The following is a 26681-nucleotide window of genomic DNA, read 5'->3' on the forward strand; positions in this document are numbered from 1 at the left end:
CTCCACCCCTCACCTGAAGGACCCCCCATGTCACGAACCCCCCGGCAGGAGCGCACCCGGCGCTCACGCCTCCCCCGAGCGGGCGCCGCGCTGACGCTCGCCATCGCCTGCCTCGGCGGCGTCCTCGGACCGATCGGCGCCGCCGGCGCCGCAGAGACCGTCCCCGCTCCCGCGCTGCAGTACTCGTTCGACGGCATCGGCGCGACGCTCGCCAACGGAGCCGTCGTCGCCGACTCCGCTCCGGGCAACCACCCCGGGACCCTGATCAACTCCGGCGCGACCAGCGTCGCCGGCCCCTCCGGCGCCTCCACCGACCGTGCTCTCTCGCTCCCGGGCGGATCCAGCACGTCGGCCGCCCCCCATGTCCGGATCGCCCCGGGCCTGATCCCCGCCGGCACGCAGGACGTCACGATGTCCGCCTGGCTGCGCTGGAGCGGTGCTCCGGACTGCACCTGGCCCTTCACGCTCGGCTCCAGCGTCGACTCCCACGTCCTCTCCACCACGAAGTGCGGACCGGCCGGCTTCGGCGCGATCAAGAGCGGCTCCGAGGTGCGGGCCGCAGGCACCACTCCGGTCGCCGCGAACCGCTGGGTGCACATGGCGGTCGTCGTCAAGGGCGGCCAGTCGGTCTCGACCTACTTCGACGGAACCCTCGTCGGCCAGGGCAGCACGACCTTCACCGCCGCCTCGGCGATCGGCACCTCCACGTTCTCCGGCTTCCTCGGCAAGTCCTTCTACGGCGCGGACGCCTACTGGGCCGGCGCGATCGACGACATGCAGGTCTGGACCTCCGCGCTCACCGCCGGCCAGGTGCAGCAGAGCGCCGCGTCCGTGCACTCGGTGCTCGCGAACCAGGACGCCGCCGTCTCGCTCGGTGACACCTCGAACGTCACCTCGAACCTCACTCTCCCCACGACCGGCGCCAACGGCTCCACGATCACCTGGACGTCGAGCGCCCCCGGCGTCGTCAGCACCAGCGGCGTCGTCACCCGGCCCGCCGCGGGCAGCCCGGACGCCACCGTCACGCTGACCCCGACCGCCGTCCACGGCGGCATCACCGTCGTCGGCCGAGCGACCACCGTCTCCGTCCCGGCGTACGCCGCCGGTGACAGCGCCGAGGCCGAGCTCGCCCGGGCCGTCGCCGACGGCATCGCCAACGATCCCGCCCTCGCCGGACCGGTGCGCGGCAGCCTGAACCTGCCCTCGACCGGAGCCGACGTCGCCACCACCGCCGCGCGCGCGAACAGCGCCAGCGCCGTGGTGACCTGGACCTCGTCGAACGAGGCCGTCATCACCTCCGCCGACAAGGGCACTGCGCCGAACGTCGTCGCGAAGGGCTCGCTCACGCGTCCGTCCGCCGACACCACCGTCACCCTCACCGCGACGATCACCGTCCCCGGCACCACGCCCCTCGTCCGGACCCTCCCGCGCACCGTTCCGGCCGCGGCCCCCGTCGCCGCGAGCGACCTCGACGCGTACCTGTTCGCCTACTTCACCGGCGACAGCATCGAGGGCGAGAAGATCCGCTTCGCGACCTCCGACGGCAACGACTCGCTCACGTGGAAGACCCTGAACGACGCGCAGCCGATCCTCACCTCGACCCTGGGCACGAAGGGCCTGCGCGACCCGTTCATCTTCCGCTCGAAGGAGGGCGACCGCTTCTTCCTGATGGCCACCGACCTCTCCGTCGGCACCACCGGCTTCGGCGGCTCGACCAACCGCGGCAGCCGCTACCTCGAGATCTGGGAGTCCACGGACCTCGTCAACTGGGGCCAGCAGCGCCACGTCGAGGTCAACCTGCCGAACGCGGGCATGACCTGGGCGCCGGAGGCCACCTACGACCCCACCATCGACGCGTACGTCGTCTACTGGACCTCGGCCCTCTTCACCGACAGCACCCGCAACGTCGAGGACGGCAACGGACCGCAGATCCTCACGTCCACCACGCGCGACTTCCGCGACTTCACCACCCCCGAGGTCTGGTTCAAGGCCGCTGACGTCCCCTCGCTCAACAAGAGCAACGGACTGATCGACGCCACGATGCTCAAGGACGGCGACACCTACTACCGCTTCACGAAGGCGACCCAGACCAGCGGCTGCCCCTCGCCCGACATCATCGGACAGAAGTCGACGAACCTCCGCGCCACCACCGCCTCCGGAGCGTGGAGCCTCATCGACACCTGCATCGGCCGCACCGCCGGAACGCCGGAGGTCGAGGGTCCCGAGATCTTCAAGACCAACGAGGGCGACCGGGCGGGGTACAAGTACTTCCTCTGGACCGACAACTACGGCGGACGCGGCTACATCCCGCTCGGCACGAACTCGCTCGAGGGCGACATCCAGTGGACGATCCCCAGCAGCTTCTCGCTGCCGACGTCGCCCCGCCACGGATCCGTCGTCTCCATCACCGCGAAGGAGCGCGACGGGCTCGCCGCGAAGTGGAACCCGTCGCTCCTGGTGACCTCGATCGACGCCGTGGCGCGGACCGTGCAGGCCGGATCGACCACCGTCGACCTGCCCGCCACGGTGGGCGCGACGTTCAAGGACGGCCACCGTGAGACGGTCGCCGTGACGTGGGCGACCGCCGATCTCAGCTCGCTGAAGAAGGCGGGCGACACCGTGCAGGTGCGCGGACAGCTCGCCAACTCGGCAGCGACGCCGGCCATCGCCACCATCACCGCCACGGCTCCTCCCGGACCGTCGCTGACGGCCTCGGCCGCGAGCCGCTGCGTCGCCGGCAAGGTGACGGTCACCGCGACCGGCACCAACACGAGCGGCTCCACGGTCGAGATGACCGTCGGCTCGCAGTGGGGGAGCAGGACCTTCGCCGGGGTCGCTCCCGGCAAGTCCGTGTCCGCCGCCTTCACCACCCGGGCGACCTCGGTCACCGCGGGCGAGGTGAGCGTCGCCTCGAAGGACGCGAACGGCACCAGGACGGCCACCGCGCCGTACTCGGCGCTCACCTGCCGCTAGGCCGGTGACAGGGGAGGGGCGGCGTCCAGCCGCCCCTCCCCTGTCCTCCTCCGTTCCGGGGCCTCCGGCCACCGGAGCAGGGGAGCATGGACCCTGGGTCCGTGCTCCCCGCATCCACCTCTCCCACGGAAGTAGACGAACAATGCGGTTCCGACGCACGACGGCCCTCCTGGTCGCCGCGAGCCTGACAGCGGGAGGGGCTGCGCTCGGCGCGGCACCCGCACAGGCCGCGGTGCCCAGCCCGGTCCTCTCCTACGACTTCTCCTCGTCCGCCGCTGTCGGCTCCGCCGTGGGCGCGGGCACGACCCTGACCGACTCCGCTGCCGGCCGCTCCGCCACCGTGCGCGGGACCGGAGCGACGACCGTCGCCGGTCCGCGCGGCGGCACCGACCGCGCACTGCGCCTCCCCGGCGGTGCCGCGGGCAGCTCCGCCGCCTACGCCGAGATCGCGCCCGGACTGACCACGGCGGCCACCACCGATGTGACCATGTCGGCCTGGCTGCGCTGGGAGGGGAACCAGAGCTGCAGCTGGGCGTACGCGCTCGGGCAGTCGACCGAGCGGTACCTCTTCACCACGCCCCAGTGCGGAGGCAACCTGATCGGCGCCGTGAAGAACGGCTCGGAGCAGCGTGCGGCCGACTCCGGTCCCGCCGCCACCGGTCGCTGGAGCCACGTCGCCGTCGTCCTGCGCAGCGGCGTCAGCGTCTCGACCTACGTCGACGGCCGGCTCGCCCAGACCACCCCGACCTCCGCGACCGGAGCGGCGACTGTCGGCACCTCCGCCTTCTCCGGCCTCCTCGGCAAGTCGTTCTACGGCCCCGACCCCCTCTTCGCCGGGGCGATGGACGACGTGCACGTCTACTCCTCCGCCCTGACCCAGGACCAGGTGCGCGAGGACGCGGCTCCGGCCGCCGCCGCGATCGCCGCATCGGACGCCGCCGCGGCGACCATCGCCGTCACCGGGCCCGTCACCAGCGACCTCCCCCTGCCGACCCGCGGCGCGGGCGGCTCCGTTCTCACGTGGGCGAGCAGCGACCCCGCGGTGATCGGCACCGACGGCTCCGTGCGCCGCCCGGCACCCGGATCGGCGAACGCCACCGTGACCCTGACCCCGACCGCGACCTTCGCCGGATCCGCCGCCACCGGCACCGCGCGAACCGTCACCGTCGCCGCCGACACCGAGGCCGACGCCACGGCGCGCCTGCGCACCGCCCTCGTCGTCCCGCCGACCGTCGCCTCCGGAACCGCTCTGCCCACGGTCGCCGGCTACACCGTGTCGTGGAGTGCGGACGGCGCCGGCCTGTCCGGCGGCCGCCTCGTGAACGACACGGCGACCGACCGGGCGCTCGCGCTCACCGCCTCCGTGAAGGTCGGCGCCACCACGCTGACGAAGACCTTCCGCACCACCGTCCTCAGCGCCTCCACGGCGAAGACCGTGGTGTCGTACACCCGGACGCCGACCGGCGAGGACAAGGCGAACCAGGACACGATCGCCCGCGGCCTCCACCTGGCACTCGGCTCGTCCGTCGCCGACGCAGCACCGCTCTCGGGCAACTCGGGAGTCCTCTTCGCCGACGGGGTCTTCCTCGGAACCGACAAGGCCGACGCCCGCGGCCTCGCGAACCCCGCGCTGTTCACCTTCGCCGACGGCACCGTCGGCGTGATCGCCACGCGCGTCCTGCAGTCGGGCGCGTCCGACGGCACCGGGACCTCGAGCGCTCTGGTCTTCAAGGCCACGGACGCCACCGCGTCCGACTTCACCGAGCTCGGCCTCATCGACCTCGGCACCACCGGCGGCGTCGTCGCGCCGAAGGCCGTCTACGACACCGATCAGAACCGCTACCTCGTCTCCTGGACGGACTCCTCCGGGGCTGCGAAGTACACGACCGTCACTGACCTCGCCCGCACCGAGCTCCGCGCGCAGGCGTTCTGGCCGAAGGACGGCGGCCGTCGCAGCGTCGTCGTGACCGACGGGAACCGCGGTGCGGTCCTCGGAGGAAGCCCCGCCACCGTCGCCGCTCCCGACCTCTCCGGAGTCCCGGGCCACGTCGCCGACGCTCTGCCGGGCGGCGCGCTGACGGTCTCCGGCTCCGTCGCCGACTCGCTCGTGAAGAGGTTCGGCCGCACGGTCAACACCGGATCCTCGGTCGCACCGCAGACGATCGATCAGGGCGACACCTCCGCCCTGTCCGGAGTGAAGGCGCAGCTCTCCTACAACGACGGCTCGACCGGCAGCCTCGGCATCGACTGGAACCAGCAGCAGCTCGCCGACCTCGCTGCGAAGGGCCCGGGAACGTACGACCTCTCCGGGACCGTCCGCCAGCGGCAGTACAACGAGCCGTTCGCCTACAACCGCGCGGATCCGACGATCTACCGCTACGAGCGCAACGGGAAGACGCAGTACCTCTTCACCGCCACGGACGACACGAACAACAACAACGTCGCCTCGCAGCACCTGCCGATCCGGGTCGCCGACAGCATCGACCAGCTCAGCGACGACAACGGCGGACGGGCCCTCGAGGTGGACCTCCTCAACCGCACCACGCGGATGGACCGCACCGCCGAGGGCAAGGTGATCGCGGGCTGCTACTGGGCCCCCGAGATCCACGAGATCGGCGGCAAGCTCTCCATCCTGTTCGCCCCGTGCTTCAACCCGGACAACGACCAGTCGAACCAGAACGGTCAGTGGTTCACGGTGCAGGCGCACATCATGCAGCTGCGCGACGGCGGAGACCCCGCGAACCCCTCCGACTGGAGCGCGCCGCGCGCCGTCGTGAAGAGCGATGGGAGCGCCCTCGGACGCCCCGGCACGGGACGCAACATCAGCCTCGACATGACCTACTTCGAGTCCGGTGGAACTGCGTACTACGCCTGGTCCCAGCGCTACGTCGACAACGGAGTGAGCGACCCGGCGACCTGGATCGCCAAGGTCGATCCCGCGAACCCCACCCGCGTCATCGGCGAGCCGACCCCGATCATCGTGCCCTCGCTGACGTTCGAGGACCACCTGTCCGAGGGAGCGTTCGCGATCCAGCGCGACGGGAAGATCACGCTCGTCTACTCCAGCAGCGGCGTCAGCCCGAAGTACATCGTGGGCGGCGCCTGGGCGAAGGAGGGCAGTGACCTGACCGACATCGCGAGCTGGACCAAGTACGACGCCCCGCTCCTGCAGAGCGTCCCCCTGCCCGACGGCGTCCTCGACTACCGCACCTACGAGCAGGGTCCCGGCCACGGAGCCGTCACCCAGGACGAGGACGGCAACGACGTGTACGTCTACCACACCTGGGGCAACGGAGTCGGGGGTGACGGACGCGACACCCGTCTCGCCCGCATCCACTACGCCGCCGACGGCCGGCCGGTCTTCGACCTGACGCCGACGGAGGAGGTCGCACCCGCGAACCGGACTGTGACCGCCAAGGTCACCGTCACGTCGCCCCTGACCGTGACCGCCACGGCGTCGACCCGCTGCGTCAGCGGGAAGGTCGTCCTGACCACTGTGGTCAAGAACGACAGCCGCTCGATCATGGACATCACGACCGTCACCGCCTTCGGCTCGAAGACCGTGACCGGAGTCGCTCCGGGATCGTCCGCGTCGAGCGCCGTCACCACCCGAGCGGTCTCGATCCCCGCGGGGTCGGTGGCCGCGACAGGAAGGGCCGTCGTCGACGGGAAGACGGTCAGCACGCAGACGAGCGTCGACTACCCGGCGCGCAGCTGCCGCTGAGACGGTGAGGGAGCGGGCGCCACGATCGCCCGCTCCCTCGTCGTCCCGCCCCCGACCGGCACTGCGCCGCCCTGCAGTGCCGCCACCTCAGAAGGACGACCGACGAGATGCACCACAGCAGGAGGGCCGGGACGGTCCCGACGATCGGGCCCGTGCTGACGAAGGTCGCGCAGTCGCACACCCTCACCGAGGAGAAGGACGACGGAGCGGCCGGCAGCGCAGCTGCGGTCGGAGGACACGACCTCCTGCTGATCAACGGCAACGCCCTCCCTCTCTCCTGAGTCCCCCCGGCGGTGACCGGCCCAGCCCCCCTTCCTCCCGTTGCAGCAGGAGACCGCCGTTCCCCAGGAGACACCCGTGATGCGCCTCGATCGATTCCTCGTGTCCCTCGCACGCCCTGCGCGGTGCACGAACCGCTGCGGAGCCTGCGGGCTCGACTGCAGCACCGACGTCTTCATCCTGATCGCGCTCGCGACCGGCGAGAACCGCGACGAGTCCCGCCTCCGAGAGGTTCTCGACCACCGCTCCGGCGACCGGGTCGATGTCGTCGAGGTGCGCAAGCGCCTCCTCCGGCTCTCACGCCACGGTCTGGTGCTCCTCGAGAGAGGCAGGAGGACCCCGCTGCAGCGCATCGAGCGCTTCTCGATCACGCGCGACGGCCGGGCCTTCCTGGCGTCCCATGCCAGAGCACTGGACCTCCTCGCCGAGGAGATCCACGTCGCGCTGCTGACCCGCTGACGAGCCGATGATCGGCGCCGTCCTCTCTCTCGCGTTCTCCTTCCAGATCGTTCTCGGAACGGGACCGCTGGGGCCGGGCTCGCGAACCTCGCCCTGACGGTCGCGATCACGGCGTTCTGGCCCGTCCCATCGGATTCCTCCTCCTCCGAGGGAGGAAGGAGGACCTCGACCGCGCCTGGGACGAGGCGGACGTCGCCCTCGTCCAGTGAGACGGTGGGACCGGTTCGTGCAGGAGCGACAGACCGGCTCGCCCCTTCCAGTCCGATTCACGACACCCCGTACCTCGTCGACCGACGACCTCCCCCCGATGAGGAGTGACTCGTGGATCGCAACGGTGCGGTCGTGCGACGCGGCCACTTCATCCGGTGGGTCTCCTCCCGCGATGCCGGCTGCACCGCCGAGATCATCGAGGGTCGCGAACCGGTCGCCCGGCACATCACCGCAGACCGGAACGACGACGCCCGGCCGCCCTCAGGTGAGAGGCGGCCGGGCGTCGTCGGTCGGAGGACCCGGTCAGGTCAGCCGCAGCGGAGCGCCGGGTAGGCGGCGCTCACGGGAGCGGAGGCGCTGCCGACGGTGGCGACCCCCTGGACGGTCCCGGCGGCGACCGAGGCGGCCCGCGTGGTCACGGCCAGCGAGGCGGTCCGGCCCGCATCGATCTGCTGCGTCTTCGCGCCCCACAGGGTGTTCCAGCGGAGGTCGGCGGTCGACGCGGCCTTGTTGACAGTGGTCAGCGTGACCACCACCTTGCCCGCGACGCAGCGAGCCGCTGCAGTGGCGGTGACGGGCACAGCCGGCGCCTTCACGGTGATCGTCGCCGTGACGGTGCGGTTGGCCGAGGCCACCTCCTGCTCCTTCGAGAGCGAGAGGTCGAGCCGGCCGCTCGCGCGGATGTTCACGCCCTTGAACCAGGTGTTGCGGTCCGAATCGAACAGGCCGCCCGCGTTCTGCGGATCGGTCGCCGTGTGCGGGTCCGGGTAGGGGCGGGCGTGGTAGGCGAGGAGCAGGTTGCCCGACTCGTCCTCGACGAACGAGTTGTGCCCGGTGCCGGCCTGCTGGCGCGAGAAGTACTGCGTCTCGTCCGCGCCGAGGCGGCCCAGGTAGGTGTCCTCGGTGTCCAGCACGGGGAACGCGGTCTGCGTCCACGTCGCGGGGTTGAGGAGGTCGGCACTCGCGTCGGCCGTGAGCAGGCCGAGCGAGTAGTACTTGTCGACCGTTCCGCCCGAGTAGGTGAGGTACATGCGTCCTCCCTTGGACACGATGAACGGCGCCTCGACGACGCCCTGGTCGCTGCCCTCGGTGGTGTCGGACGGGGTCGGCGAGCGCTTGCCCGACTCCCACGGCTGGCTCTCGCCGTAGATGCGGCTGACCGCACCGGTCACCAGCGGGACGGTGCCCTTGGGCCCCATCGTCGCCTTGGCGAGGGAGAGCGTGTTGCCGTTGGGCAGGACCCAGTAGCCCTGGGTGGCGCCGTTCTCCTGGCGGTCGATGTAGCTGACGTCGAAGGCCGCGCCCTCGAGGACGACCGGCTCGCCCCACTTCGTCTGGTCGAGGAATCCGCCCTCGGCGATCGAGGCGTCGGTCCCGGTGTAGGGGATCAGGACGGTGTTGTCGCACCAGCCGCCCACAGGCGCGTAGCCCTTGTTCATGCCGGCGACGATCCACCAGGTGCCGTTGATCTTGTGGAACTCCTGCGCCCAGATGTATCCGCCCCAGCCGTAGAAGGTGTTCGGGTACTGGCTCTGGCGACCGGGCGTGCCGGCGTCGGGGTCGATCACGATCTGCTCGGGAGCGGAGTCGAGACCGGCGATGGTCTTCGAGCGCTTGAGGCCGATCTTGCGGTAGCTGGAGCTCTCCTCGATCGGGCCGAGCGAGTCCTGACCGTAGTGCGAGCCCGTGAGGTAGTAGTAGCCGTCGTCCTCGTTGAAGAAGACGTGCGGATCCGCGCGGGCCTCGTTGACCATCGCCTCGGGGTCCTGCTGGACGGAGCCGGTGACCCGGTAGGTCCCGGGACGCGAGGTGTCGACGGCGGTGGTCAGATCGTCCTGCCAGTCGACGTTGAGCGACTTGGTCGAGCCGTCGTTGTACTCCATCACGGCCTGCCCCGGGAGCGCGGCGGCGATCGCAGCGGATCCGGCGCCGGAGTCGACGGAGCCGCTGAGCGACTTCACACCGGTGTTCTTCAGGTCGACGTACTCGCGGTAGAACGTGCTGAACTCGGTCGAGGTCAGCGCCGTCTCGCCGGCCTGGCCCTGGGTGAACCCGGCGGGGAGACCCGAGCCCTGGACACCGGGGACGCGGGCGTCGGCGCGGGTGGTCGCTCCGGGAGCGGTGCCGGAGGCGAGGTCCGTGAACAGCGTCACGCGGCCCTCGGTGGTGAGCAGATCGGTCCAGAACAGCTTGTAGACGCCGAGGGCGGAGTCGAAGACGATCCGCGGGTCGGTCACGACCGAGCCCGGCGCGACCCGGAGGACGCGCTGGTCGCGGAACGTGCGGCCGTCGGCGGAGCTCCAGAGGTAGACGGAGTCCGTGGCGTTGTTCTGCGACGAGACCGCGCCGAGCGAGCCGTCCTTCGAGCGGAACAGCAGCGGCGAGCCCATCTGGGCGTTCGGGCGCTGCGCCTGATCGCCGTCCTTGAGGACGGAGAGGATCGACTGCGAGCGGTTCAGCGGCTCCCAGGTGGTCGCGCCGGCGGGCAGTGCGGCCGTGAAGAGCGAGTCCGCGCGGCGGTCGTCGTTGTACGCCAGCGGGTCGTCCTTCACTCCGTTCGTCGTGGTGACGGTCTTGACGGATGTGGCGATGCGCCCGCCGGGCACGGCGAGGGTGCTGTCCCACGCGTAGGTCTGCCCGGCGACGGCTGCCTGGAGGCGGACGGCGACGGGAGCGGTGAGGCCCGAGAGGTTCACGGCGCCGGTGGAGGAGACGCGCGCGGCGCCGGCGCCGGAGGCGGTCCACGTCACGGTGTTCCCGAGGACCTGCGCGGGCAGGTCGCCGAGCACGGTCGTGGGGACGTCGAGGGCGGCGCGCAGGTCGGTCGCCACGGGACTGCTCGTCGCGCCCAGCTCGGCCCCGGTCAGGGCGCGGTCGTAGACGCGCAGATTGTCGAGGAGTCCGGTGAAGTACTCCCCGCCGCCCCAGTTGGCCTTGCCGATCTGCAGGACTCCGCCGGTCGATCCGAGGACCGTCGCGAGCGAGGGGCCGGCCGTCGTGACGGCGACGGGCTTCGCGTCGACGTAGAGGCGGGCGGTGCCGGCGCTCAGCACGAGATCGACGTGCTTCCACTCCGTGCTGCTCGGGCCGGTGAGGTTGCCCGAGGAGTCGCGGGCGCCGCTGTTGGCGTACCGCTCGACGGTGATGCCGTTCGTCCTGTCGAGGACGCCGACGTACTTCTCCTGGGCGTAGTCCTGGGTCGCGGCCGAGCGAGCGGCGAAGACCGACCAGCCGACGTTGTCCGCGGCGGCGGGCTTGGAGTCGTACGACAGAGTGACGGAGTCGCGACCCTTCAGCAGCGGCTGCCCGTCGGTCGCAGTGAGGTCGAGCCAGAACGAGGACGACAGCGAGACGGCGCTGCCCTGCCCGGTGCGGCCGGCGACGAGGGTCGGCGTGCCCTTCACGGCGGCGCGGGTCGACCTGTCGGTGAAGGCGCCTCCGCTCGGGGCGGTGTCGAAGGTGAAGTCCGCGAGCAGGCTCTGCGCGGGAGTGGTCGCCGCTGTCGCGGCGACGGCGACCGGCACGGCGGCGCCGGCGGCGAGGGCGATCGTCGCGGAGGCGGCGAGGGTGGCGGCGAGCAGGCGCGAGGGCCCGCCTCCGCCCGGGGGTCGTGACGTCATCGTCGACGTGTCCTCTCGGGTTCTGCAGCGAACCGGTGGGCGGACGGGGGATCCCGCCTGCGGTGTGGTCTTCGCACGGTACCGGCGATTGTTCACGGTAACAAGGGAGTACGACCATCGGTTGCGAAACTCTCACACCCGTCGGACATCCGGGCGAGCAGAACGCCGAAGCGGGAGGGCCGGCAGCCTCTGCGCCGGCCCCGCCCGGTCAGTGCCCGCGCGCGATCCACTCCTCGCGGTGCGGCGCCTCCGCCCCGATCGTCGTCGAGTCGCCGTGACCGGTCCGGACGACCGTCTCGGCGGGCAGCGTCAGCAGGCGCTCCGTGATCGAGTCGATGATCGTCGGGAAGTCGCTGTACGAGCGGCCGGTGGCCCCCGGCCCGCCCTGGAAGAGCGTGTCGCCGGTGAACACCGTGCCGAGCGCCTCGGCGACGAAGCAGACGGCGCCGGGGGTGTGGCCCGGGGTGTGCCGCACCTCGAGCTCGACGCCGGCGACGGGCACGATCCGCCCGTCGACCAGGGCGCCGCTCGGGGCCGTGCCGGGGTGCACGGCGTCCCACAGCATCCGGTCGGCCTCGTGGAGCAGCACCGGGGCGCCGGTCGCAGCGCGGACTCCCTCGACCGCGTCGAGGTGGTCGTCGTGCCCGTGGGTCAGCAGCACGGCGAGGAGTCGGCGCTCGCCGACGGCCGCGAGGATCGCGTCCGCGTCGTGGGCGGCGTCGATGACGACGCACTCGGAGTCGTCGCCGACGATCCAGACGTTGTTGTCGACGTCCCAGGTGCCGCCGTCGAGGCTGAAGGTGCCGCTCGTGACGAGCTGCTCGATCCGCGCGCCCATCAGAGCACCACCACCGAGCGGAGCACGTCGCCGCCGGCCATCGTGGCGAAGGCCTCCTCGATGTCCTCGATCCCGATCCGCTCGCTCACGAACTCGTCCAGGGGCAGGCGGCCCTGGAGGTAGAGGCCGGTCAGCATCGGGAAGTCCCTCTCCGGCAGGCAGTCGCCGTACCAGCTCGACTTCAGCGAGCCGCCGCGGCCGAAGACGTCGAGCAGGGGGATCTCGAGCGTCATCTCGGGAGTCGGCACCCCGACCAGCACCACGGTCCCGGCGAGGTCGCGGGCGTAGAACGCCTGGCGCCAGGTCTCGGGGCGGCCCACGGCGTCGATGACGACGTCCGCTCCGAAGCCCTTCGTCAGAGCCTGCACCGCCGCGACGACGCCCGCCTCGTCGAGGCCGCTGGAGTCGATGACGTGCGTGGCGCCGAGCCTCTCGGCCGCGACCAGCTTCTTGGGGTCCCGGTCGATCGCGATGACCGTGCCGGCGCCCGCGAGAGCGGCGCCGACCACGGCGGCCGTGCCGACTCCTCCGCAGCCGATGACCGCGACGGAGTCGCCGCGCGCCACGTTCCCGGTGTTCATCGCCGCGCCGAGGCCCGCCATGATCCCGCAGCCGAGCAGGCCCACCGCGGCGGGGTCCGCCTCCGGATCGACCTTCGTGCACTGCTTCGCGTGCACGAGGGTCTTCTCGGCGAAGGCGCCGATCCCGAGGGCGGGGCTGAGCTCGGTGCCGTCCTCCAGGGTCATCCGCTGCGTCGCGTTGAAGGTGTCGAAGCAGTACCAGGGCTCGGCCCGGGTGCAGGCCCGGCACTCGCCGCAGACCGCGCGCCAGTTGAGGACCACGAAGTCGCCGACCGCGACGTGGGTGACTCCCTCTCCGATCGCGCTGACCCGTCCGGCCGCCTCGTGGCCGAGGAGGAAGGGGAAGTCGTCGCTGATCCCGCCCTCGCGGTAGTGGAAGTCGGTGTGGCAGACACCGCAGGTCTCGATGTCGACCACGGCCTCGCCCGGGCCCGGGTCGGGGACGACGATGTCGACGAGCTCCACGGGAGCGCCCTTCGACCGGGCGATGACGCCGCGCACAGTGGTGGGCATGGGGGCTCCTTCGACGGGGGCGTGCAGGTCCGCTCCACAGTAACGACCGCGGGATGCGGGTGCGCCGGGTGGACGCGGGCGCTCCCGCCCTCTCCGGTAACGGACCGCCCGCCTCGCGGACAGCGACCCTGACAGTCGGTAGGGTGCGGGCCATGCGCACTCTGTACCCCGAGATCGAGCCCCACGACTCCGGCATGCTCGACGTCGGCGACGGCCACTCGCTCTACTGGGAGGTCTCGGGCAACCCCGAGGGCAAGCCCGTCGTGTTCCTGCACGGCGGCCCCGGAGCCGGCACCTCGCCCGCCCACCGCCGGCTGTTCGACCCCGAGAAGTACCGCATCGTGCTGTTCGACCAGCGGATGTGCGGCCGCTCCACCCCGCACGCCGGCGAGCCGGAGGCCGACCTCTCGACCAACACCACCTGGTACCTGGTCGCCGACATCGAGCGCCTCCGCGAGCACCTCGGCGTCGAGCGCTGGCTCGTGCTCGGCGGCTCCTGGGGCTCGACCCTCGCCCTCGCCTACGCCGAGACCCACCCCGAGCGGGTCAGCGAGATCGTCCTCCGCGGGATCTTCACCCTCCGCCGCGCCGAGCTCGAGTGGTTCTACGAGGGCGGCGCCGCCGCGGTCTACCCGGACCTCTGGGAGGGCTACACCTCCGTCGTCCCGGCCGGCGAGCGGGGCAGCCTCATCGAGGCGTACTACCGCCTGCTCCACGACGCGGACCCCGCCGTGCACGGCCCCGCCGGTGTCGCCTGGACCACCTGGGAGGCGTCGACCATCACCCTCCTGCAGAAGCCGGAGCTGATCGCGGACTGGTCCGATCCCGTCTTCGCGCTCGCCTTCGCCCGCATCGAGAACCACTTCTTCGTGCACAGGGGCTGGCTGGAGGAGGGGCAGCTGATCCGCGACGCCGGCGTCCTCCGCGACATCCCGGCCGTCATCGTGCAGGGCCGCTACGACATGTGCACCCCGGCCTTCACCGCCTGGGACCTGCACCGGGCCTGGCCCGAGGCCGACTTCCGGATGATCGCCGACGCGGGCCACGCCTTCGACGAGCCGGGGATCCTCGACGCGCTGATCGAGGCGACGGACCGCTTCGCGTCCTGACGGGCGGGGCGGTCCGCGCCTCGCGGCCGGGATGCTCGGGCGCCCGTGCCTGAGCGTCCCGCGCCCGGTGCCGTCGTGCCCCGGGAGCGGGTCTACCCTGATCAGATGCGCGCGGACGACGCCTCCGGGATGGAGGACTGGCCCACCGGCCGGCTGCTCTCCACCGCCTCCCGGATGGTCGAGCACGCCTGGCACGGCGCCCTCGCCGAGATCGGCCTCACCCACGCCGGCCTGATCGTGCTGCACCTCCTGCAGGCGGGCCCCGTCGCGCAGAAGGAGCTGGCCGCCGCGGCCCACGTCGAGGTGCAGACCATGTCGCGCACCATCGAGCGCCTCGAGCGCGAGGGCCACGTCTCGCGCACCACGGACCCGTCGGACCGCCGCCGGCAGCTCGTCGCGCTCACCGACGCGGGCGGCGAGGCCTGGCGCCGGGCGCACCGCCTCGAGGTCGACATGTTCCCGGGCTCGCTCGAGCACGGCCCCCTGCGCGAGGCGCTGCTCGAGATCATCCGCTCGGCCAGCGAGTCGCGCTGGGGCTGACCGCAAGCCCGAGCGGAGCCTGTCCGCGGAGCGCTAGCTTCGTCGGCATGACCTTCAACGACGACTCCCAGCTCAGCGGCGGCAAGGTCCGCCGCCGCGGCCGCACCACCGGCATCGCCGTCGGCGGGGGCGCGGTGGGCGTGGTCGTGCTCGCGCTGCTCTCGCAGCTGCTCGGTGTGAACCTCTCGGGCCTCGGCGAGGTGTTCGGCGGAGGCGGGTCCTCGCCGGAGGGCGTCACCTCCACCGCGGTGGCCTGCGACAGCGGCGCCGACGCGAACACGCAGGTCGACTGCCGCCTCGAGGGTGCGGCCGAGTCGCTCGACCGCTACTGGGGCGAGCAGACGCCGACCCTCGGAGTCGCCTACACGACCCCGACCGGCGTCGACCTGTTCGAGGACAGCACCACCACCGGCTGCGGGAGCGCGACCGCCGCGGTCGGCCCGTTCTACTGCCCGCCGGACCGGACGATCTACCTCGACACCGACTTCTTCGACGAGCTGCGCACCCGGTTCGACACCTCGGGCGGATCGCTCGCGCAGATGTACATCCTCGCCCACGAGTGGGGCCACCACATCCAGAACCTGACCGGCGCGATGGAGTCGGCGGACCGCTCCGGCACCGGCCCCGAGTCGGACTCGGTGCGCCTCGAGCTGCAGGCCGACTGCTTCGCCGGCGCCTGGGTGGGCGACGCCTCGACGGTGCCCGATGAGACCGGCACGCCCTACCTCAAGCCGGTGACGGCGCAGGAGTACCAGGACGCGCTCGGCGCCGCGGCCGCCGTCGGCGACGACCGCATCCAGGAGCAGGCCACCGGCACCGTCGATCCGGAGGGGTGGACGCACGGCTCGGCCGAGCAACGCCAGCGCTGGTTCCAGGCCGGCTTCGAGGGCGACGCCATCGACTGCGACACCTTCGCCGCCGCGCAGCTCTGACCCGGCGCCGCTGAGGGCTCCTCGCCGCTCGATGGGGAACCGCGCGGGTCAGGACACGGAGTCGGCCGGCTCCTCCATGTACCACTCGGTGAACGAGCGCGCCCGCCCGTCGGGGGCGAAGCGGATGACCCAGAGGTTCAGGTAGGTGCGGTCGCCCGGGTAGACGGTGCGCGCCTCCACCACGGCGGTCTCCTCCGTCAGCGCGACCAGGCCCCACGCGAACGTCGGGTCGGCGGGCTCCTCCTCCGCCCGCCACCACTCCACGATCGCGTCGCGCGGAGTGATCGCGTCACGGTGCGGCGCCGTGAAGTACTCGGCGTCCTCGGTGAACAGTGCGGCCACGTCGGCCGCGTCGTCCGTGGCCCAGGCCTTCTCGTAGCCGGCGATCCAGCTCTCGATGTCGATCATCCGCCCATCCTCGTCCTGCCCGACGCGCGCGGGAAGAGAGGAGGAGGGAACAAAGCGGCGGCCCGCGCTGTTGAGCCCCGAGCCGGTCGAAAGCAGAGCCGAGCGATACGATCCCGCCGACGACGGCCCGCCCGCCGCCGCGGTCCGGGTGCGCGTCCGCCGCCGACACGAAGGACCGCCGTGCCCGACTCCGACAGACGCTCCCTGACCCGCTCGCCGGACCCGCGCCTCACCACCGCCGTCCTCGCCTTCGCGGGGATGAGCGCCTCCTTCATGCAGACGCTGGTCGTCCCGATCCAATCCGAGCTGCCGACGCTGCTCGGCGCCGACCGCACCGAGACCGCGTGGGTGATCACCGCGACGCTGCTCAGCGCCTGCATCCTCACCCCGGTCTCCGGCCGCCTCGGCGACCTCTACGGCAAGCGGCGGATGGCCGTGGCCGCGCTGGTCGTGCTCGTGATCGGCTCGATCGTGTGCGCCTTCGCGGGCGACGTGTGGACGCTGGTCGTGGGCCGGGCACTCCAGGGAGCCGTGATGGGCGTCATCCCGCTCGGCATCTCGATCCTCCGCGACACCCTCCACCGCGACCGGCTCCCCGGCGCGATCGCCCTGGTCAGCGCGACCCTCGGCATCGGCGGCGCGCTCGGCCTGCCGCTCAGCGCCCTCATCGCGCAGAACACCGACTGGCACGTCCTGTTCTGGATGTCCGCGGGCCTCGGCGTTCTCGACATCGTCCTCGTCCTCCTGGTCGTGCCGGTGTCGACGCTGCGCTCGCCCGGCACCTTCGACGTGGTCGGCACGATCGGCCTCGCCCTCGGACTGAGCGGCGTGCTGATCGCCGTCTCGCGCGGCAACGACTCCGGCTGGACGAGCCCCGCGATCCTGGGCTCCGGCCTCGGCGGCATCGCAGTCCTGCTCCTCTGGGGCTGGTACGAGCTGCGGCAGGAGAGCCCGCTCGTCGACCTCCGGGTGGCCGCCCGCCCCGCCGTGCTCTTCACCAACCTCGCCTCGGTGGCGGTCGGCTTCGCGTTCTTCGGCGCCCAAATCACCCTGCCGCAGCGCCTCGAGCTGCCCGCCGCGTCGGGCGTCGGCTTCGGCCTGAGCCTGATCGTGGCGAGCCTCGTGCTCGCCCCCTCGGGCCTGGCGATGATGGCGACGTCCCCGCTCGCCGCCCGCCTCTCGGCGCAGTCCGGGCCGCGGCTCGTGCTGATCGCCGGCTCCGGGCTGATCGCGGTCTCGTACCTGCTGATCCTCCCGTTCGGCGGCGAGGTGTGGCAGATCCTGGTGATCAACGCCCTCATCGGGGTCGGCCTGGGCCTCGCCTACGCCGCGATGCCGACACTCATCATGCACGCCGTCCCCGCCTCGGAGACCGCCGCCGCGAACGGGCTGAACTCGCTGATGCGCACCCTCGGCACGACGCTCTCCTCCGCCGTGACCGCGGGCGTGCTCGCGCAGCTGACCGTGTCCGTCGGCGACGTGCAGCTGCCGAGCTCGCAGGGCTTCGAGACCACGTTCGTGATCGGCGCGATCGGAGCGCTGGTCGCCGTCGCCCTCGGCCTGCTCATCCCGCGGGCGCCCCGCCCGGAGGCGCGACCCGCTCTGCCCTGACCGGACCGCGCGTCGTCGGCCGCGACTGCTCCTCGCCGAGGACCTGATCGCGGCCGGCGTCGCGCGTCCGCTACTCGTCCTCGAGAAGCATCCGCTCGATCTGCAGCTCGCGCAGCCGCGTCGAGGCCTGCAGGTTCTCGCGCGCGGCGAGCACCAGGCGGCACAGCAGCACCAGCAGCACGATCGCGAGCACCGCGACGGCCGTCACGACGACTCCGTACAGCGCGGTCAGGACTCCCCAGGTCTGGATCATCCCTCGACGCTACGGAGCCGCGCCCGCCCTCGCGTCCCCCGCTCGGCGGAGAGCGCGGGGCGGGGCGGGCAGCCGGTGCAGGGGCAGTGGACGCGCAGAGCCCGGCCCGCGAGGGCTCAGCCCGCGAACGCCCCGCGGTACGCCCGCGCCGGGTGCGTCGCCGGCAGCTCGTCCGTCCCGAACAGCTTGCGGCGCAGCGTCCCCTCGGCGTACTCGGTCTGCGCGAGGCCCCGCTCCTGGAGCACCGGCATCACCCGGTCGACGAACTCCTCGTAGCTGCCGGGCAGGATCCAGTTGACGACGTTGATCCCGTCGATCCCCGCGTCGCGCCAGCCCGCCAGGTGGTCGGCGATCTGCTCCGGAGTGCCGACGACCCGTCCGCGCAGCTTCGCCGAGAGCCGGGCCAGATCACGGACGGTCGGCTCGCGGTCGGGGGAGGCGTCGCGGATCCACTGCAGGTGGCTCTGGCCGGCGTAGGTCTCGATCGCCGAGAGCGGCAGGTCGGGGTCGAGCTTCTCGCCCGTCGCCGGGTCGAAGCCGAGGTTCGAGTGCACGAGGAACGCGTCCGAGGAGAGGTACTCGTCGATCTCGCGCTCAGCGCGGCGCGCCTCCTCCTCCGTGTCGCCGGTGATGAAGGAGAGCCCCAGGTAGAAGGAGGGGGTGCCCGCTCCGCGACCGGCCGCCGCGGCGAGGGCCCGCGTGTCCTCGATCAGCTCGCGGGTCTTCTCCGGCGACCCCGAGAACACGAACTGCGCCTCCGCGTTCCGCGCGGCGAAGCGCCGGCCCGCCGGGGAGGAGCCGGCCTGGAAGAGCACGGGGGTGCGCTGGGGCGACGGAGCCGAGAGGTGCGGCCCCTGCACGCGGTAGCGCTTCCCGACGTGGTCGATGCGGTGGATGCGCGCCGGGTCGGCGAAGGAGCCGCTCTTGTCGCGCAGGAGCGCGCCGTCGTCCCACGAGCCCTCCCACAGCTTGTAGACCACGTCGAGGTACTCCTGCGCCCAGGCGTAGCGCTCGTCGTGCTCCTCGAGCCGGTCGTAGCCGAAGTTGCGGGCCGCGCCGTCGAGGGCGCTGGTGACGATGTTCCAGGCGATCCGCCCCCTCGAGAGGTGGTCGAGGGTCGAGACCTTCCGGGCGAAGTCGAACGGATGCGACTGCAGCACCGAGCTCGTGAATGCGAAGCCGAGGTGCTCGGTGCTCACCGCCAGGGCCGAGAGCAGCACGGACGGGTCGTTGCTGGGCAGCTGCAGCCCCTCGCGGGCGTTGACGTCCCAGTCGCCGTCCGCCGGACCGTAGAGCCCCGCCACGTCGGCGAAGAACATCGCGTCGAAGCGGCCGCGCTCCAGCGTCCGGGCGAGGTCGATCCAGAGCTGCACGTCGTCGAACTCGTGCTGCCGGGCCTTCGGGTGGCGCCAGAGGCCGTGCTGGATGTGGGAGGCGGTGTTCATGACGAACGCGCAGAAGCGCAGCGGGCGGGGCTCGGTGATCACGCTCCCAGGCTAGGCCGGGCGCCTCCCACCGGTCTCGAACGACTCCGCGCGTAGGGTGTCCGACTGTGGAATCCCGCATCCCCGAACCCGCGCACGCCGTCCCTCCGCTGACGGACGCCGTCGCCGAGGCGCTCGACGCCACCACCGTCGCCGAGATCCGCGCCCTGCGCGACGACTTCGCGCGCTTCATGCTCCAGTACAAGTTCGGGATGGACGAGATCGTCACGAAGGTGTCGATCCTGCAGGAGGAGTTCCGCGAGCTGCAGGAGTACAACCCGATCGAGCACGTCACCAGCCGGCTCAAGTCCGCCGACAGCCTGATCGAGAAGATCGAGCGCAAGGGCTGCGAGACGACCTTCGAGGGCATCGCCGACGCGATCACCGACATCGCCGGCGTGCGGATCACCTGCAGCTTCGTCTCGGACGTCTACCGCGTCTTCGACCTGCTCACCTCGCAGTCGGACGTGACGGTGCTCGAGGTGAAGGACTACATCGCCGAGCCGAAGGAGAACGGCTACAAGAGCCTGCACGCGATCGTCGAGGTGCCGGTGTTCCTTTCCGGCGGATCGGTCGACGTCTGCGTCGAGGTGCAGTTCCGGACCATCGCGATGGACTTCTGGGCGAGCCTGGAGCACAAGATCTACTACAAGTACGATCGCCAGGTCCCGCAGGAGCTCCTCGACGGCCTCGCCGACGCGGCCCGCACCGCCGCCACCCTCGACGCCGACATGGAGCGCCTCCACCGCCAGGTCCGCGGCCCGCTGCCCGGGGCGCGCACCTACGACGTCTGACGCGCCGCCCCGCGCCGCCGATCGGGCCGCCCCGACTCCTGCCGATCGAGCAGCCCGCGCAGCGGGCGTCTCGAGATCCCCCTACGGAGTCAGCAGCGGCAGCAGCGCCAGCAGCAGCACCGCGGAGCCGTTCAGCGTCGCGTGCGAGACGATCGCCGCTCCGAGCCGCCCGGTGATCGTCGCGATCCAGCCGTGCGCGAGTCCCGCGGTGACCGTCGTCACGCCGAGCGTCACGATCGTCGCCGGGTTCACCATCTGGTGCCCGTGCAGCAGGGCGAAGACCGCCGTGGACGCCAGGATGCTGAACACCATCGCCCAGACGCGGCGGCCGCGGGTGGGCGCCGACTCCGCGGAGCCCCGGAGCATCCGGTTCCGCACCGCGCGCATCACGACGCCGCGGCAGAGGACCTCCTCGACCAGCGGCGCGACGACGACGGGAATGAGGACCGAGCTCAGCACGAACCACAGCGGATCGGGGTCGATGTCGAGGTTCCCCTGCGCGTCCTGGAGGAGCGGAGCGAACGCGGCGAGCACGAACAGGATCACGACGCGCACCGCGATGCCGAGCCCGATCCCGAGGGGCACGTCGATCCAGCGGAACCGCAGCCCGAAGTCGGCCGCCATCGTGCCCAGCCCGCGCAGCCGAGACGCCGCGAACGGGACGATCAGCGCGACGAGATAGCTCGCGAGCGCCCCCGCGAAGGCGAGTCCGGCGGAGTAGGGGAGCACTCCGAACCCGAACAGCAGGATGAGCACGGCCAGCGGCAGGACGATCCCGACGATCGTGAGCACGGCGGTCGGCAGGCCCCAGCGGACCCGAGGATCGGGCAGGTAGAGGAGGGAGGAGTAGGGCGCGTGGACCGAGGGGAGGGGCTCGGCCGGCCACGACGTCGTCGCAGCGGAGTCGGGCGCGAGCGTCGCGGGATCGGGCGGCGGGAAGGCGTCGGGTTGCATGGCCGGGCCAGCCTACGCAGACCGCCTGGACGGGATCCGGGCTGCCGTCACTGCTCGGCGCGGGCCGGATCGGCAGGACGGGCGCACGTAGCGGATCGCGGCGGCGGGAACTCCCGGGTACGAAGAAACCCCCGCCATGTAGAAGCTAGGCGAGGGTTCCAGTGGCTCCGACGGGCGTCGATCCCGTGACCTCACGATTTTCAGTCGTGCGCTCTACCAACTGAGCTACAGAGCCGTTGCGACGTGATGTCGCTGGAGAGGTGATCTCCTGAAAAAGGCCCTTCCTCTCGGAAGGGCCTCTTTGCGACCCTGACGGGACTTGAACCCGCGACCTCCGCCGTGACAGGGCGGCACGCTAACCAACTGCGCTACAGGGCCTCGTTGCGAAGACAAGCATACTGCCTTCGAGGCTGTTCTATTTTCACGCCCCGACCCTCTCGAGCCGGCGCACTTTCCGGTGGTGCTGGTACTTCTGGTGGTGCTGGTAGTACCGACCCATCCGTGACCCCAACGGGATTCGAACCCGTGCTGCCGCCGTGAAAGGGCGGTGTCCTAGGCCACTAAACGATGGGGCCGGAGACTCGCGGGGCGACCCTGCGGCCGACCCCCCATGACTACCGACACGCAAGCATAGGGGGCCGCGGCGCAGGATGCAAAATCGACGGTTCCGCAGGCGGCGTGCACCCCGTCCGGGGTTGACCCGGGTCTAGGAGATCGGGCAGGGCCGCGGTTAGGGTGGGGCGGAATCGCTCTTCCCCCCACCCGCGCGCCGGAGCCGCACCGCCGCGGAGGGAGGGCCCCCTATCCCCGAGGTCCCATGCCCCACTCCCTGCGCCGTCCGCGTCCCGCCCGCCTCCCCGGCGCGCCGCGACTCGGGCGACTCCGAGGTGCTGCCCTGGCCTCCGCCGTCGTCGCGCTCGTCGCCGGCCTGCTCGTCGCCACTCCCGCCCAGGCGGTCGAGTACCCGTCGTGGGCCGACGTCGAGGCGGCGAAGGGCGACACCGCCGCCGCGGCCGCTCAGGTCGACCGGATCACGTCCCTCATCGGCGACCTCCAGAGCGAGGTCGCCTCCGCCCAGCAGCTCGCGCAGCAGCGCGGCGACGAGCACTTCGCCGCTCAGCAGGCGTTCGACGAGGCCTCGGACCAGTCGAAGAAGCTCGAGGACCGGGCCGCCGCCAGCGCCGAGGAGGCCGACAAGGCCTCGCAGCAGGCGGGCCTGCTCGCCGCGCAGCTCTACCGCAGCACCGGCACCGACCTGTCCGTCAACATCTTCCTCGACCAGAAGGCCGGCCAGGCCGACCAGCTGCTGTCGAAGATCGGGAGCATGACCAAGCTGGTCGAGCGCTCCTCCGCGATCTACGAGCAGGCCAGCACCGCCCGCAACACCGCGTCCTCCCTCGCCGACCAGGCCGAGGTCGCGCAGACGGAGCGCGAGCGCCTCCGCGTCGCCGCCGAGCAGAAGCTGGCCGAGGCGACCGCCGCCCAGGAGGCGTCCGAGGCCGCGCTCGCCGAGCAGCAGGAGCAGAGCGTCGTGCTCGAGCAGCAGCTCGCCGCGCTCCGCGACACCGAGTCGAAGACCGTGGCCGAGTACGAGGCCGGCGTCGCCGCCCGCGAGGCCGAGCGCCTCCGGAAGCTCGCCGAGGAGGAGGCCGCCCGCCAGGCCGCCGCCCAGGCCGAGGCCGCGCGCCGCGAGGCCGCCCGAGCCGCGGCCGCGTCCAGCGGCGGCAGCGGTGGCGGCGGCGGGTACGTCGCCCCCTCGGGCGGCGGCGGCTCCAGCGCCGTCAGCGACTCCGGCTGGGTCCGCCCTGCCGGAGGCCGCATCACAGGCACCTTCGGCCCGCGTGACAGCATCTCGACCGGCGGAGGATCCTCCGGCTCGTACCACCGCGGCACCGACCTCGCGGGCGGCTGCGGCATCCCGATCTTCGCGGCGCACAGCGGCACCGTCTCCTACGCGGGCCCCAACGGCACCTACGGCAACTGGGTGCTGATCGACCACGGCAGCGGCATCAGCACCGGCTACGCCCACATCATGTCCGGCGGGATCTACGTCCGCGTCGGCCAGCAGGTCCAGGCGGGCGAGCAGATCGCCGCCGTCGGCTCGACCGGCGCCTCCACCGGCTGCCACCTGCACTTCGAGACCCGCGTCAACGGCTCCGCCGTCGACGCCCAACCGTTCATGGCCCAACGAGGAGTCACCCTTGGCTGACGCACAGACGACCGCACGCACCTTCACCCCGGCACCCCGGGAGCGCGCCTGGAAGGGCCGCCTCCCGCTCGTCATCTCCGCCGCCTTCGCGGTCACGGCGGTCACCGCGTCCCTCGGCATCACCCCGGCCCTCGCCGACGACGCGAAGTACCCCTCGTGGGACGACGTGCAGAACGCCAAGAAGGACGAGGCGAGCAAGCAGGCCGAGATCGACTCGATCACCGGCCTCATCGCGAGCCTGCAGACCGCGGTCGACGAGAAGTCGATCGCCGCGATGAAGAAGGCCGAGGCCTGGCGCCAGGCCAAGGAGGCGCTCGACGCCGCTGCGAAGGCCGTCGCCGACCTCGAGGAGAAGGCGACCACCGCCTCCGCCAGGGCCCAGACCTCGAAGATGCGCGCCGGCCTGCTGGCCGCGCACCTCTCTCGCGCCGCCGGCGGCGACCTCTCCGCCAGCCTCGTGGCCAAGGGCAAGGACGCGGGCGACCTGCTCTACCAGCTCGGCGCGATGTCGCAGCTCTCGGAGCAGTCGCAGAAGGTCTACGCCGACGCCCTCGCCGACAAGCAGAACGCGGAGTCGCTCGGCGACCAGGCCGACCGCGCCGTCACCGAGCACCAGGCGCTCTCGGACGAGGCGGACGCCGCCCGCAAGGACGCCGACGCCGCCGCCGAGTCGGCCCGCGCGTCGCTCTCGGCGCAGGAGGAGAAGTCGCAGGAGCTGGTCGCCCAGCTCGCGCTGCTGAAGGACTCCTCGGTCGAGGCCGAGACCCAGTACCTCGCGGGCGAGCAGAAGCGCCAGGCCGACGAGGCCGCCGCCCAGGCGCAGGCCGAGGCGGAGGCCGCCGCTCAGGCGCAGTCCACCGCCCGCTCCGCCCAGCAGCAGTCCTCGGCTCCGGCCGCCGCCGCCCCGTCGCGTCAGACCGCGTCCCTCCCGCAGCCCGCCGCTCCGCAGCCCGCGCAGCAGCAGCCGGCTCCGGCTCCGGCCCAGCCCGCTGCTCAGCCGATCGCCCAGCCGGCGGCTCAGCCGCTCCCGCAGCCGGTCACCGCGCCGGTCCTGGTGCCGACCAGCGGCGCCGTCGAGAACGCGATCTCGTACGCGATGGCGCAGCTCGGCGAGGAGTACGTCCTCGGCGGCATGGGCCCGGACCAGTGGGACTGCTCGGGCCTCACCAAGGCCTCGTACGCGTCCTCGGGCATCTACATCGGCACCCACTCGGCGACGAACCAGTACAACACCATGGCCGGCGCCGGCAAGCTCGTCCCCTACAGCCAGCGCCAGCGCGGCGACCTGATCTTCTGGGGCGGCGGCGGGGACTACTACCACGTGGCCATCTACCTCGGGAACAACCAGATCATCGAGGCCGCCGACTACGGCAAGCCCGTGCGCATCTGGAACACCTGGGGCACGCCCGCCGGCATGGTCGGCCGCCCGGCCGCCTGAGCCGCGGCCGCACCGAGCAACGAGAGAACCCCCTCCTGTCGAGACGACGGGAGGGGGTTCCTTCGTTGGTGCGAGGGGTCAGTGACCCTCTTCGGCCAGCTTCTTGATGCCGTCCTGGACGATCTGCTCCGCCTCGGCGGCGTCGCCCCACGCGTCGACCTTGACCCACTTGCCGGGCTCGAGGTCCTTGTAGCGCTCGAAGAAGTGCTTGATCTCGTTCTTCGTCTGCTCCGGGACGTCGCCGATGTCCTGGATGTGCTGCCAGCGCGGGTCCTTCGCGGGGACCACGATCACCTTCGCGTCGGAGCCGGCCTCGTCGCTCATGTTGAGCACGCCGACCGGGCGGACGGAGACGCCCACGCCCGGGAAGACGGGGTACTCGAGCAGCACCAGAGCGTCGACGGGGTCGCCGTCGAGGCCGAGGGTGTTCTCGAAGTACCCGTAGTCCGTCGGGTAGACGAAGGAGGTGAAGAGCACGCGGTCGAGGTAGACGCGACCGGTCTCGTGGTCGACCTCGTACTTGTTGCGGCTCCCCTTGGGGATCTCGACGACGACGTCGTATGCGGCCATGCTCTCTCCTTGAGTCGGTGGCGCCGTGAGCGGCGCATCGGCGGACGGATCGGCCTCCGGAACGCTCGCGCGGGTGCGCGCGCGGGAGGGGCGGATCGCTGGCATTACGTTACTTGATGTGCCCGATCGCCCCCGCCTGACCCCCGCCGTCGCCGATCTGCGGCGGGCGGTGCGCGAGAGCCTCGACGGGCTCGACCCCGGAGCGCTCGTGCTGGTCGCGCTGAGCGGGGGAGCGGACTCGCTCGCGCTCGCGGCGGCGGTCGCCTTCGAGGCCCCGCGGGGCGGGAGGCGGGCCGGCGCGGTGATCGTCGACCACGGGCTGCAGGAGGCGTCGGCCGAGGTCGCGCGGCGGGCGGCGGAGCAGGCGCACGGTCTGGGGCTCGCGCCGGTGCTGCGCGAGGTGGTGACGGTGTCCGCCGAGGGCGGTCCGGAGGCGGCCGCCCGCAGCGCGCGCTACCGCGCCTTCGACGACGCGCTGACCGCGACGGGCGCCGCCGCGATCCTCCTGGGCCACACCCTCGACGACCAGGCCGAGACGGTGCTGCTGGGCCTGGCGCGAGGAGCCGGTGCGGCCTCGCTGCACGGGATGGCGCCGGTCAGCGGGCCGCTGCGTCGGCCGATTCTGGGCCTGCGCCGCGAGACGACCCGCCTCGCCTGCTCCGACCAGGGGCTCGTGCCGTGGGACGACCCGCACAACGACGACCCCCGCTACTCGCGGGTCCGGGTGCGGAACCGCGTGCTGCCCGTGCTGGAGGACGAGCTGGGGCCGGGAGTGGCGCAGGCTCTGGCGCGCACGGCCGAGCAGCTGCGGGAGGACGGTGACGCGCTCGACGCGCTCGCCCTCGACTGGGCGCTCGAGCTGGTGGGCCAGGACGAGGCGGGGCACGTCACGGTCGACGCGCGCGGGCTCGCGGCGGATCCGCCGGCGCTGCGGCAGCGGATCATCCGCCTGGTCGTGGCGAACGAGTTCGGAGTCGCGCTCTCGCGGTCGCAGACGCTGGCGGTCGCCGCGCTCGTCACCGACTGGCACGGTCAGAAGGGCGTCGACCTCCCCGGCGTCCTCGCCACCCGCCGCGGCACCACCCTCGTCTTCGCGCCCGCGGCCCCCTGACCCCGTCCCCGCGACGCCGGTCCCCGCGCGACCTCGGCCGACGCCTCCTGCAGCCCGTGGTCGACGATCAC

General features: G+C 72.2%; 20 protein-coding genes and 3 tRNA genes. 12 read left to right on the forward strand and 11 right to left on the reverse strand.

The annotated features are described in order from the left end of the window. Positions 1-27 precede the first annotated feature (27 nt). The 4 genes from C5C27_RS08230 (at position 28) to C5C27_RS08240 (ending at position 7435) form a co-directional block, all read left to right on the forward strand. Positions 28-2973 carry an immunoglobulin-like domain-containing protein gene (locus C5C27_RS08230; protein WP_104314102.1) on the forward strand — a complete coding sequence of 982 codons (2946 nt, stop codon included), beginning with the start codon at positions 28-30 and terminating at the stop codon, positions 2971-2973. Positions 2974-3115: 142 nt separating this feature from the next. Further along, a complete protein-coding gene (locus tag C5C27_RS08235; protein ID WP_104314103.1) occupies positions 3116-6697 on the forward strand; it encodes a family 43 glycosylhydrolase in 3582 nt (1193 codons plus the stop codon). A gap of 107 nt (positions 6698-6804) precedes the next feature. Then, the gene (locus C5C27_RS17990) at positions 6805-6978 is read left to right on the forward strand and encodes a hypothetical protein (protein ID WP_181068307.1); all 174 of its coding nucleotides are present in this window, start codon (positions 6805-6807) and stop codon (positions 6976-6978) included. A 76-nt stretch (positions 6979-7054) separates the two neighbouring features. Further along, the gene (locus C5C27_RS08240) at positions 7055-7435 is read left to right on the forward strand and encodes a hypothetical protein (protein ID WP_146079630.1); all 381 of its coding nucleotides are present in this window, start codon (positions 7055-7057) and stop codon (positions 7433-7435) included. A gap of 518 nt (positions 7436-7953) precedes the next feature. Here the strand turns inward: C5C27_RS08240 and C5C27_RS08250 are convergent. From C5C27_RS08250 to C5C27_RS08260, 3 genes are all read right to left on the reverse strand, one after another. After that, positions 7954-11265 (reverse strand): family 43 glycosylhydrolase, encoded by a 3312-nt coding sequence (locus C5C27_RS08250; RefSeq protein WP_104314105.1) that lies wholly within the window; start codon positions 11263-11265, stop codon positions 7954-7956. 208 nt (positions 11266-11473) lie between these two features. After that, a complete protein-coding gene (locus C5C27_RS08255) occupies positions 11474-12103 on the reverse strand; it encodes an MBL fold metallo-hydrolase (protein WP_104247850.1) in 630 nt (209 codons plus the stop codon). Beyond that, positions 12103-13197 carry an S-(hydroxymethyl)mycothiol dehydrogenase gene (locus C5C27_RS08260; protein ID WP_104314106.1) on the reverse strand — a complete coding sequence of 365 codons (1095 nt, stop codon included), beginning with the start codon at positions 13195-13197 and terminating at the stop codon, positions 12103-12105. The genes C5C27_RS08255 and C5C27_RS08260 overlap by 1 nt, the downstream gene beginning before the upstream one ends. A 152-nt stretch (positions 13198-13349) precedes the next feature. On the opposite strand from C5C27_RS08260, the gene pip reads away from it, so the two are divergent. From pip to C5C27_RS08275, 3 genes are all read left to right on the forward strand, one after another. Next, positions 13350-14306: a prolyl aminopeptidase gene (gene pip / locus C5C27_RS08265; RefSeq protein WP_104226020.1), complete on the forward strand. Its 957-nt coding sequence runs from the start codon at positions 13350-13352 to the stop codon at positions 14304-14306. 105 nt (positions 14307-14411) lie between these two features. Continuing rightward, complete coding sequence (locus tag C5C27_RS08270; RefSeq protein ID WP_104224399.1) at positions 14412-14846, forward strand: MarR family winged helix-turn-helix transcriptional regulator; 435 nt, start codon at positions 14412-14414, stop codon at positions 14844-14846. 47 nt (positions 14847-14893) lie between these two features. Beyond that, a complete protein-coding gene (locus C5C27_RS08275; RefSeq protein ID WP_104247848.1) occupies positions 14894-15778 on the forward strand; it encodes a neutral zinc metallopeptidase in 885 nt (294 codons plus the stop codon). A gap of 48 nt (positions 15779-15826) precedes the next feature. Here C5C27_RS08275 and C5C27_RS08280 read toward each other — a convergent pair whose 3' ends face one another. Next, positions 15827-16186, reverse strand: a complete 360-nt coding sequence (locus C5C27_RS08280; protein WP_104234314.1) for a nuclear transport factor 2 family protein — start codon at positions 16184-16186, stop codon at positions 15827-15829. Between the two features lie 180 nt (positions 16187-16366). On the opposite strand from C5C27_RS08280, the gene C5C27_RS08285 reads away from it, so the two are divergent. Beyond that, on the forward strand, positions 16367-17797 hold the full coding sequence (locus tag C5C27_RS08285; RefSeq protein WP_258066559.1) for an MFS transporter: 1431 nt from the start codon (positions 16367-16369) through the stop codon (positions 17795-17797). 70 nt (positions 17798-17867) lie between these two features. Here C5C27_RS08285 and C5C27_RS08290 read toward each other — a convergent pair whose 3' ends face one another. Both C5C27_RS08290 and C5C27_RS08295 read right to left on the reverse strand, forming a co-directional pair. Next, on the reverse strand, positions 17868-18050 hold the full coding sequence (locus tag C5C27_RS08290; RefSeq protein ID WP_104224402.1) for a hypothetical protein: 183 nt from the start codon (positions 18048-18050) through the stop codon (positions 17868-17870). Between the two features lie 116 nt (positions 18051-18166). Continuing rightward, positions 18167-19495: an NtaA/DmoA family FMN-dependent monooxygenase gene (locus C5C27_RS08295; RefSeq protein WP_374955278.1), complete on the reverse strand. Its 1329-nt coding sequence runs from the start codon at positions 19493-19495 to the stop codon at positions 18167-18169. Between the two features lie 230 nt (positions 19496-19725). Here C5C27_RS08295 and C5C27_RS08300 point away from each other — a divergent pair, with 230 nt between their 5' ends. Beyond that, entirely contained in the window at positions 19726-20328 is a 603-nt protein-coding gene (locus tag C5C27_RS08300; protein ID WP_104234325.1) for a GTP pyrophosphokinase family protein, read from the forward strand. Positions 20329-20409: 81 nt separating this feature from the next. On the opposite strand, the gene C5C27_RS08305 is transcribed toward C5C27_RS08300, so the two are convergent. From C5C27_RS08305 to C5C27_RS08320, 4 genes are all read right to left on the reverse strand, one after another. Next, a complete protein-coding gene (locus tag C5C27_RS08305) occupies positions 20410-21282 on the reverse strand; it encodes a CPBP family intramembrane glutamic endopeptidase (RefSeq protein WP_104314107.1) in 873 nt (290 codons plus the stop codon). Between the two features lie 162 nt (positions 21283-21444). Continuing rightward, positions 21445-21517: transfer RNA gene (locus C5C27_RS08310), tRNA-Phe, on the reverse strand. Positions 21518-21586: 69 nt separating this feature from the next. Next, positions 21587-21660, reverse strand: a tRNA-Asp gene (locus tag C5C27_RS08315). A gap of 124 nt (positions 21661-21784) precedes the next feature. Further along, positions 21785-21857, reverse strand: a tRNA-Glu gene (locus tag C5C27_RS08320). A gap of 242 nt (positions 21858-22099) precedes the next feature. Between C5C27_RS08320 and C5C27_RS08325 the strand changes: the two genes are divergently transcribed. Continuing rightward, positions 22100-23491 (forward strand): peptidoglycan DD-metalloendopeptidase family protein, encoded by a 1392-nt coding sequence (locus tag C5C27_RS08325; protein ID WP_104291751.1) that lies wholly within the window; start codon positions 22100-22102, stop codon positions 23489-23491. Continuing rightward, the gene (locus C5C27_RS08330; RefSeq protein WP_258066560.1) at positions 23484-24929 is read left to right on the forward strand and encodes an NlpC/P60 family protein; all 1446 of its coding nucleotides are present in this window, start codon (positions 23484-23486) and stop codon (positions 24927-24929) included. Before C5C27_RS08325 ends, C5C27_RS08330 begins: the two co-directional genes overlap by 8 nt. Before the next feature lie 78 nt (positions 24930-25007). Here C5C27_RS08330 and ppa read toward each other — a convergent pair whose 3' ends face one another. Then, on the reverse strand, positions 25008-25499 hold the full coding sequence (ppa, locus tag C5C27_RS08335) for an inorganic diphosphatase (protein WP_068255683.1): 492 nt from the start codon (positions 25497-25499) through the stop codon (positions 25008-25010). Positions 25500-25617: 118 nt separating this feature from the next. Between ppa and tilS the strand changes: the two genes are divergently transcribed. Continuing rightward, on the forward strand, positions 25618-26610 hold the full coding sequence (gene tilS / locus C5C27_RS08340) for a tRNA lysidine(34) synthetase TilS (RefSeq protein WP_104272967.1): 993 nt from the start codon (positions 25618-25620) through the stop codon (positions 26608-26610). Positions 26611-26681 lie beyond the last annotated feature (71 nt).

It is taken from the genome of Rathayibacter sp. AY2B7, from assembly GCF_002931635.1.
In the GTDB taxonomy this organism is placed as follows: domain Bacteria; phylum Actinomycetota; class Actinomycetes; order Actinomycetales; family Microbacteriaceae; genus Rathayibacter.

Excerpts from the sequence above, each read along its gene's own strand:
- C5C27_RS08290 (WP_104224402.1), bottom strand. The coding sequence starts at position 18,050 with ATGATCCAGACCTGGGGAGTCCTGACCGCGCTGTACGGAGTCGTCGTG.
- C5C27_RS17990 (WP_181068307.1), top strand. The coding sequence starts at position 6,805 with ATGCACCACAGCAGGAGGGCCGGGACGGTCCCGACGATCGGGCCCGTG.
- ppa (WP_068255683.1), bottom strand. The coding sequence starts at position 25,499 with ATGGCCGCATACGACGTCGTCGTCGAGATCCCCAAGGGGAGCCGCAAC.
- C5C27_RS08280 (WP_104234314.1), bottom strand. The coding sequence starts at position 16,186 with ATGATCGACATCGAGAGCTGGATCGCCGGCTACGAGAAGGCCTGGGCC.
- C5C27_RS08305 (WP_104314107.1), bottom strand. The coding sequence starts at position 21,282 with ATGCAACCCGACGCCTTCCCGCCGCCCGATCCCGCGACGCTCGCGCCC.
- C5C27_RS08230 (WP_104314102.1), top strand. The coding sequence starts at position 28 with ATGTCACGAACCCCCCGGCAGGAGCGCACCCGGCGCTCACGCCTCCCC.
- C5C27_RS08275 (WP_104247848.1), top strand. The coding sequence starts at position 14,894 with ATGACCTTCAACGACGACTCCCAGCTCAGCGGCGGCAAGGTCCGCCGC.
- C5C27_RS08260 (WP_104314106.1), bottom strand. The coding sequence starts at position 13,197 with ATGCCCACCACTGTGCGCGGCGTCATCGCCCGGTCGAAGGGCGCTCCC.
- C5C27_RS08300 (WP_104234325.1), top strand. The coding sequence starts at position 19,726 with ATGCTCCAGTACAAGTTCGGGATGGACGAGATCGTCACGAAGGTGTCG.
- C5C27_RS08295 (WP_374955278.1), bottom strand. The coding sequence starts at position 19,495 with ATGAACACCGCCTCCCACATCCAGCACGGCCTCTGGCGCCACCCGAAG.
- C5C27_RS08270 (WP_104224399.1), top strand. The coding sequence starts at position 14,412 with ATGCGCGCGGACGACGCCTCCGGGATGGAGGACTGGCCCACCGGCCGG.
- C5C27_RS08325 (WP_104291751.1), top strand. The coding sequence starts at position 22,100 with ATGCCCCACTCCCTGCGCCGTCCGCGTCCCGCCCGCCTCCCCGGCGCG.
- C5C27_RS08255 (WP_104247850.1), bottom strand. The coding sequence starts at position 12,103 with ATGGGCGCGCGGATCGAGCAGCTCGTCACGAGCGGCACCTTCAGCCTC.
- pip (WP_104226020.1), top strand. The coding sequence starts at position 13,350 with ATGCGCACTCTGTACCCCGAGATCGAGCCCCACGACTCCGGCATGCTC.
- C5C27_RS08250 (WP_104314105.1), bottom strand. The coding sequence starts at position 11,265 with ATGACGTCACGACCCCCGGGCGGAGGCGGGCCCTCGCGCCTGCTCGCC.
- C5C27_RS08235 (WP_104314103.1), top strand. The coding sequence starts at position 3,116 with ATGCGGTTCCGACGCACGACGGCCCTCCTGGTCGCCGCGAGCCTGACA.